The 7,876-nt window shown below is 41.0% G+C and carries 6 protein-coding genes; 4 read left to right on the forward strand and 2 right to left on the reverse strand.

The features are described 5' to 3' along the window. Positions 1–163 precede the first annotated feature (163 nt). Both WB217_RS13075 and WB217_RS13080 read right to left on the reverse strand, forming a co-directional pair. Positions 164–1,816, reverse strand: coding sequence for a M20/M25/M40 family metallo-hydrolase (locus WB217_RS13075; RefSeq protein WP_423993654.1), 1,653 nt, complete (start codon positions 1,814–1,816; stop codon positions 164–166). 105 nt (positions 1,817–1,921) lie between these two features. After that, positions 1,922–3,928, reverse strand: coding sequence for a methyl-accepting chemotaxis protein (locus WB217_RS13080; protein ID WP_423993655.1), 2,007 nt, complete (start codon positions 3,926–3,928; stop codon positions 1,922–1,924). Between the two features lie 302 nt (positions 3,929–4,230). Between WB217_RS13080 and WB217_RS13085 the strand changes: the two genes are divergently transcribed. From WB217_RS13085 to WB217_RS13100, 4 genes are all read left to right on the forward strand, one after another. After that, the gene (locus tag WB217_RS13085; RefSeq protein WP_423993656.1) at positions 4,231–4,830 is read left to right on the forward strand and encodes a DUF421 domain-containing protein; all 600 of its coding nucleotides are present in this window, start codon (positions 4,231–4,233) and stop codon (positions 4,828–4,830) included. Positions 4,831–5,025: 195 nt separating this feature from the next. Beyond that, complete coding sequence (locus tag WB217_RS13090; RefSeq protein ID WP_423993659.1) at positions 5,026–6,177, forward strand: MFS transporter; 1,152 nt, start codon at positions 5,026–5,028, stop codon at positions 6,175–6,177. Between the two features lie 143 nt (positions 6,178–6,320). Beyond that, a complete protein-coding gene (locus WB217_RS13095; RefSeq protein ID WP_423993657.1) occupies positions 6,321–7,079 on the forward strand; it encodes a threonine/serine exporter family protein in 759 nt (252 codons plus the stop codon). 16 nt (positions 7,080–7,095) lie between these two features. Further along, entirely contained in the window at positions 7,096–7,539 is a 444-nt protein-coding gene (locus tag WB217_RS13100; protein ID WP_423993658.1) for a threonine/serine exporter family protein, read from the forward strand. Positions 7,540–7,876 lie beyond the last annotated feature (337 nt).

A 7,876-nucleotide genomic window follows, 5' to 3' on the forward strand; every position in this document is an offset into this window, starting at 1 on the left:
TCGTATCAGACTTTCCTTAGATCAGTCTCATTATGTTTATTTTAATGATTACTATAATATATTTCCACTGAACTCTATAGTAATAAGAAAAAAGCGGAAATACAAGAGGGTTTACCGACTGGATTATTTAAATAAGGTGCCTCATGACAAGGCACCTTAAAAATTACTTCGCTAAAACATTCTTTATGACTTCATTCGTCAGGTTAGGGACTATTTCAAGTGAATAATCCATCTCCATTCGTTCATAACGTTTATGTGCGTCAAGTCCATAAGGTCCAATATTGATAACAGGCACGTTCAGCTCACGAATGTCTGCGTATTCTACATGGAATTTCGTTCCCCAACTTGGGTTATTTCTTGAAGCTGCATCCAGTGCTTCATCATCGTCGCTCAATGCTAAAAAACTCATATCAGAGATATAAGGGAAGAAGCTGCGAATAACAATAGGCTCTTCATATTCAGGCTGAACCGTTTCCACAGCCTGTTCCAAAGCTTCTATTAAATTACGCTCATCTTCTGTTTCACCCGTCACTTCGATTCGCGGTGAATAGAGCGATGAGTAGAACACGATGATGGCAGGACTTTGATCCGGCATCCATTTCCATGCCTCTTCGACGACTCTAGCTGCGTACATCCTTAAATCAAGACTGGAATCTAACAGCAAAGTCTCTTTGAACGACGTCATATGTGCTATATAGTCGGACCCATTAGCCCTAATCAGTTCAGCCTCCATCTCCTCATATGTCATCACCCTTGGCTGCCAGGTCAGTTCCTTGCATGGCTCACCACTGATTTTGCAAAAACGTTCATATCGGTCATAATACAGCTTCAATGCGTTTTCAAAGGCGATATAAGCCTGATCCTTCAATTTTTCCAGCACATCCTTTGGTGTCCATGAGTGAATGAAGAAATTGTAATAGACATAGGCAGATAATGCTGTCTGCACAGTATAGTTCGGCTTAAGGTCCATTTGCTTCAAAGAAACGGGAGGCATTGTGATCTCACCAAAGGCTTCATTGCATAGGTCGGGATTGTAATCAATCTGCCTTGTCAATTCTGCTGCAACCAGGTTTGGATCCAATCCTTCAAAGGTTGAGCCAACGTGAGTTTCCGCTCCGGTTATGAAAAAAGAAGGGAGCAGCTTTCCAACTGTTCCTTTATAGATATAACGGTTCTTGTCTCCTTCATGGCGAGGAGCTACAAAATCACTGTTAATCGCCGCGACATATTCAAAGCCTTGTTCTTGCTTCCAGGTATTAAGAATTTTAACGGCCGAAAGCACCCCGTTTGAGCTGTCCTCTTCATCACACTCGGATAAAAATACTAGATTGCCCTCAAGCTCCTCAGGGTGTTCAGAATAGTACTTCAGCAAGTATAGATGGGAAGCGACACCGCTCTTCATGTCAAGCACGCCGCGGCCAAACATCCATTCACCGGATTCAGCGTGTTCTTTTACGAGCAAAGGAAGATTTTCTTTTTTAAGTTCGACAAGCAGTTCATCCGGATTAAAAGCCTTATCAGCGAGCTGGGTAAAATCATCAATACCCACCGTATCATGATGGCCCATCAGAATGACTGTTTTATTGCTGTTTCCCTTTGTACCTTTTACAAATGCCAGCACATTATAGCGCTCAAGCTCATCATTCTGTGTCTGTGATTTTATGACATGTGTTGGGTTTCCTATGAAATATGGAAAGGAAGAAATCATCGTATAAAGTGCCTGCGCGATCTCCTTTTCTCCTGTTGTATTGACAATGCTCCCGATGTTAACAAGTTGTTTTGTATAAAATAAGACTTCATCCCGGCAATCCAGCATCCAAAGCATCCCCTTTCAAATAGTCTAGTTTTATTCCAAGCTAACGTAAATCTGTTGAAAATACAACTGAAAAAAAGAGACAGCAATGACTGTCTCTTTGTAACTCTAAATTTTAAATTTCCTGACTGACTCCTGAAGTTCTTCTGCCATATATGAAAGGGAGGCAGCTGATGCAGCGATTTCTTGCATAGAAGCTAATTGCTCTTCAGTCGCAGCAGAAACCTCCTGGCTTTCAGCATTCACACCGGCAGTGATTTCTTCGATCCTGCTAACGTACTCGACCACTTGTTTAGCACCCTGGCCCATTTCCTCCATAGAAGCGGAAACCTCATGGATTTGAGCACTGACATTATCAACAAACTCCTGGATTTGGCGGAATGAAGCACCTGCAAGGTCCACGATTTCGATTCCCTTTTCGACTTCTTCTGTTCCTTTATCCATTGACACTACTGCTGTATTTGTATCTGCCTGGATCGATGCGATGAGCTGTCGGATACTTTCGGTGGACTTAGCTGATTGCTCTGCAAGCTTTCGAACCTCATCTGCTACAACCGCGAATCCTTTTCCATGTTCCCCAGCACGGGCAGCCTCGATAGCTGCATTTAGTGCAAGTAAATTCGTTTGTCCTGCAATTTCTGAAATGACATCGACGATTTGACTGATTTCGTTTGAACGAGTTCCCAGAGTATGAATTACCTTTCCAAGATCAGCGACTGTTTCGTTGATATTTTTCATTTGATGAACAGATTTCTGGATGGATTGTTCCCCTTCTGCAACGACGATATTAGCATCCTTAGCCGTATCGGCTACCTCCTGGGCATTTCTCATAATCTTGTCGATGCTATCGGACATTTCTTTTACAACTTCAGTACTTTGATGAACCATGTTTCTTTGGTTCTCTGTTCCAGATGCAACTTCCTGGATCGAGTTGGCGACCTGTTCAGTTGCGTGGTTGTTCTGTTCGGAACTTGCGTTTAACTGCTCAGATGAAGAGGCTAACAAGTCCGATTTTTCTCCAACTTGCTGGATTAATTCCCTTAACGCTAAAATCATATTATTAAAGCTCGTGCCTAACTTGCCAATTTCATCATATTTTTTTACCACATAGGATTTTGTCAAATCTCCACTTGCTACACGATCCGTAATATCCCCAAGATCCTTTAAAGGTCGGGTTATCGATTTGACGATAAAATAAGACAGTAGTGCTCCAATCACGATAAAAATGACTACAATCATTAATGTAGCATATAAAATCGGCTGTGCTGCTTGGTCTACTTCTGATAAATCCATCGAGCCAATAATTTTCCAGCCGGTAAGCCCATTTGTTTGAAAATCCATTTCCTTGTTTATCCCATTGTAAATATAAGAAAGATGCCCTTTTTGATCGGCATAAACCTTGCTGACCCATTCACCTTCGGCTTTATCGCCTGGCTTTTGTGTAGGATGTACGATGTAACTTTTGTCTGTACCCAAAATCGCAGGATATCCCCGTTCTCCGATACTGATGCCATCCGTAATTTCTTTTAGTTCATTTAAACTAATATCGATGCCAAAAACTCCAGAGCCATCACTTACGGCTTGAGCAACTGTAACGAGTAAGTCACCAGTAGCAGCATCGACGTAAGGGTTCGTTATTATCGCTTTTCCGTTACTTGCGAGCGCATCTTTATACCAAGCCCTTTCACGCGGATCAAAACCTTGAGGCAATTCTTGCTTTGGAAATAATAACATCTCCCCTGAATCTGTTCCCATATATACATTAAGGGATTCTTCATGAAGATACTTATATTGCTTGAATTTTGCAATGGTATTCTGTAATTCTCTTTCAGAATATGAATCTCTGTTTAATGCCTCTGTAAAGTAAGCAGCATCCAAAAGCTTTGGTTCGATTTTGCTGTTTAAAAATTTATCAAGCAGCATGACATTTTTTTCTGAGCTTAATAGGATTTGTTTTTTAATTTCATCCTTCGCATTCTTAAAGGACATAAGTCCTACCATCAGAGTTGGGATCAGGAGGATGGCAATAAAAGAAATAATAAGTTTGCTCTTAATTGAAATAGATTTCTTCCCCTGTGTTTCAGAGTTTTCTTTATTTTTTCGTCCGAGTTTCATAGTAGTCCGTATTCCTCTCTTCATTTTGAGAATAACTTCTTACTCTTTATCGGACGACATGGGAATATATCTACTGGAAAAACAATACAGAGGTTTGAAAAGAGTACATTCCACACTTATTTTGGACAATCAATTTTTTGTTTGATTGAAAAAGAAAATATCAGTCGAATTTTCATGATATCAGCTAAATGTAAACCTTATAGGCGAACTGGAAAATAACCATTATAAATACTAATCATTTATCACTCATAAAAATTATTTCTTTGGAGATATTACTAGAAGTGCTTTTTAGGAGGGGTACCATGGACTTTACTTTTATCTGGCAAACTTTTGCAATGATAATGGCAGGGATTTTGCTATTAAGAGTTGCTGGCAGAAAATCGATTTCGCAAATGACGCTTGCCCAAACTGTTGTGATGATTTCACTTGGAACGATTATTGTCCAGCCCATCGTTCAAAAAAGTATGACAAAGGCGATCGGAGGGGCTGCGATCTTCGTTGCTACTATTTTGATTTTGGAATATCTAGAGTTGAAGTTCAATTTCTTTGAAAAATTCATTACAGGTAAATCGAAGGTTGTGATTGAAAACGGCCAATTGAATGTTAAAACCCTTAAGAAACTTAGGATGACTGTGGACCAATTAGAGATGCGGTTGAGGAACCAGGGAATCTCCAAAATGGAGGATATTAAGTTTGCCACCATTGAAGCGAATGGCCTGCTCGGCTATGAATTGAAGGACGACGCTAAGCCTCTGACTGTTGGGGAATTCAAGAAAGTGATAAATGACTATCTTCCAGCATTGATTGTAAGTACGGAGAGAAAACAGGAATCAGTTAAGCCGGATTTTTTTGAAGAGCTCGGTAAATCAAGTAAACAAAACAATCCCGATTACCTGCAATGAAATCCTCAATATTTCCCTTTTAAAAATCCTGCTGGCTGTGCTATTATTTAGAAATGCGAAATATAATAATGAAATCTTCTCCGTGCAGAAGATTTTTTTCTTTTATAAAATAGAAGCAGTTTGCAGCAAAGGGGAGAAACACACTTGTCACAAATAAAGAAAGAACCTTTATGGACTTCATCCTTTATAAAATTAATGGTAGGGAATCTTTTCGTTTTCATGTCATTTCAAATGCTGATTCCAACACTGCCTCCTTATATAAAATCGATCGGGGCGAGCGGGACGGAGATTGGTTTGGTTACGGCCTTGTTTTCAATTGGGGCGGTTTTAAGCAGACCATTCATCGGTTTTATGCTTGAATACAAAGCCAGGAAACCACTTGTGTTAATAGGAGCGCTTTTGCTTCTATTGATTACCTTCTTATATCCGCTGTCTCAGGTCGTCGTTATTTTTCTGGCTTTCAGATTGATTCATGGCCTTGCCTGGGGCTGGTCGACAACGGTGAACGGAACAGCTGCGGTTGATGTGATACCGAATTCACGATTAGGAGAAGGCATGGGTTATTATGGTTTATCGATCACCATCGGGATGATCATTGCGCCGAGTCTTGGAATATTCTTGTTCCAGGTTACGTCGTTTACTAATCTTGTCTACATTTCAGGCGCATTAGGCGTAATCGCATTACTCCTCATGGCTTCAGTACGCTACCAGACACCTGATGTCGTACTTAATACAAAGAAAGAAGATCTAAAGTTCTCCTACCTAGGTTCATTGATTGATAAATCAGGCTGGTTCCCAGCCATGCTGACTTTGTTCATTAATCTTGGCTATGGAACGATTGTCACCTTTATCGTTATCTTTGGGGAAGAACGCGGAATCGATCAGATTTTCCTGTTTTACTTATGCAACGCGATTCTTGCCTCATTATCACGTCCAGTAGCAGGAAAATGGTTTGATCAGAGGGGACCTATTGGTCTTGTCATTTTAACGATTTTTATCACATTCATCGGAATGTGGGTGTTGTCATTCGCCCATTCCAATTTCATGATCTCGCTAGCCGGAGTACTTTTTGGAATCGGCTTTGGTTCATTGATTCCCACCTTACAATCTTGGACATTATCCCAAACGCCAGCAAACCGCAGGGGTGTGGCGAACGGGATGTTCTTTTCTTCAATAGACCTTGGTATTGGACTTAGCGGATTAGTTTTCGGTGTGCTTGCACAGTATGTCGAGATTGGTACTCTATTCCAGATTTCCAGTGTATTCATGTTAGCAGCACTGATTATGATTATTTTGAAAGGCCGACGCACAAAGGAAGTTCGCCAGCCTAAAGAGGCTATTTCTTAAAGGATAATGTATGGTAAAAACAGCCTGACCTGCTTCCTGGGTCAGGCTGTCTTACGTTTTAATATATGGTTGCTTATAGATGCTCTTTTGATTTAAACTGGTAAAGAAATTTATCTCGGACGGATTGGTAAGTGAGGACAGATATGGAGAATCAGGATCAGACGTTTGAAGTGATGCGGGCATGCCTGCTTGCTGGTAAAATTATGCTTCAAAGCGGGGCGGAAACTTACAGGGTAGAGGATACGATGTCTAGGATGGCATCCGCATTCGGAATCAGCGATACTCACAGCTATGTGACGCCAACCGGCATTATTTTTTCGGTGGAAGGAATAGGTCCTGAAAGGACTAAGCTTGTCCGCATCTCAGACAGGACAACGGATTTAAGAAAAGTGGCAATGGTTAACAGCATTTCTAGAAAAATCAGCAGTGGTGAAATTGGACTTGTGGAGGCTTGCGGGCTCCTTTCAGATTTAGAAAAAGCCAATCTTTCCTACTCGTTTTATACCCAGCTTGCTGCAGCAGCGATTTCGAGCGGCTGCTTCACGATCATGTTCAATGGCAGCTGGCTCGACTTTCTTCCTTCAATGGCAGCTGGCGGCATAGGCTATTTCCTTGTCGTTTATTTCCACAGGATTGTTCCTGTCAAATTTTTCGCGGAATTTCTGTCATCATTTTTTATTGGGATGGTTGCCTTTTTCTTTATAAAATTTGGTCTTGGCCAAGAGCTTGATAAGATTATCATTGGTTCTGTTATGCCGCTTGTTCCTGGTTTGCTGATCACAAACGCAGTCAGGGATTTGATGGCTGGCCATTTAGTATCAGGACTGTCAAAAGGAGCAGAAGCACTGCTGACCGCCTTTGCCATTGGTTCGGGTATTGCAGCCATATTATCTTTTCTATGAGGCAGGAGAATCAGCCATGATATATGTAGAACAACTAATAACTAGCTTTATCGCATCTGCGGCATTCGGGATCATTTTCAACGCGCCTAAAGAGTCGTTGTTCAAATGCGGATTTTCAGGGATGGTCGGCTGGATCGTATATTTTGCCCTGGATTACAATGGATTTGGGACGGTTTTTGCCACGCTTATGGCCTCGTTTTTAATTGCTGTTATCAGCCAGGTCTTCGCGAAGGCATACCGAACCCCGGTCATTATTTTTAGCGTCGCCGGAATTATTCCATTAGTGCCCGGAGGTCTTGCATATGACGCGATGAGGAATTTCGTGGAAAATGACTATAATATCGCTATATCTCTTGCGGCGAAAGCCTCGATGATTTCCGGAGCAATCGCTGTCGGCCTTGTGTTTTCCGAAGTCATCAATCAGGTTATCCGGCGTTCCAACCTGGGACCCACTAAGTAACTTTATACTTTATGTAAAAGGCTCAAATTAAACTTGAGTCTTTTCTTGTGGAATAAATTAGTTGTTTGATAAGAAGAATCCTTGGCAGGCATGACTATTCTAATCCTGCAGAACTGGCTGAAAACTATGTAAAATCATTAACAGCTCCCGGGAATTGGAGTATTCCGGACATAAACCGCAGTATGAAGAAACTCAATTAATGTTTTATAAAGGTATTGTCAAAAAAATGCAGAATTAATAATAGTTTTATGTATTTTTTTGGAAAAGGGATGAGAGCATGGAAATTCTATTAATCAGGCATGGTGAATCTGAAGGGGATATTTTGCATGTGCACGAG

Origin of the sequence: Mesobacillus sp., from assembly GCF_049588175.1 — a bacterium.
GTDB lineage: Bacteria > Bacillota > Bacilli > Bacillales > Cytobacillaceae > Mesobacillus.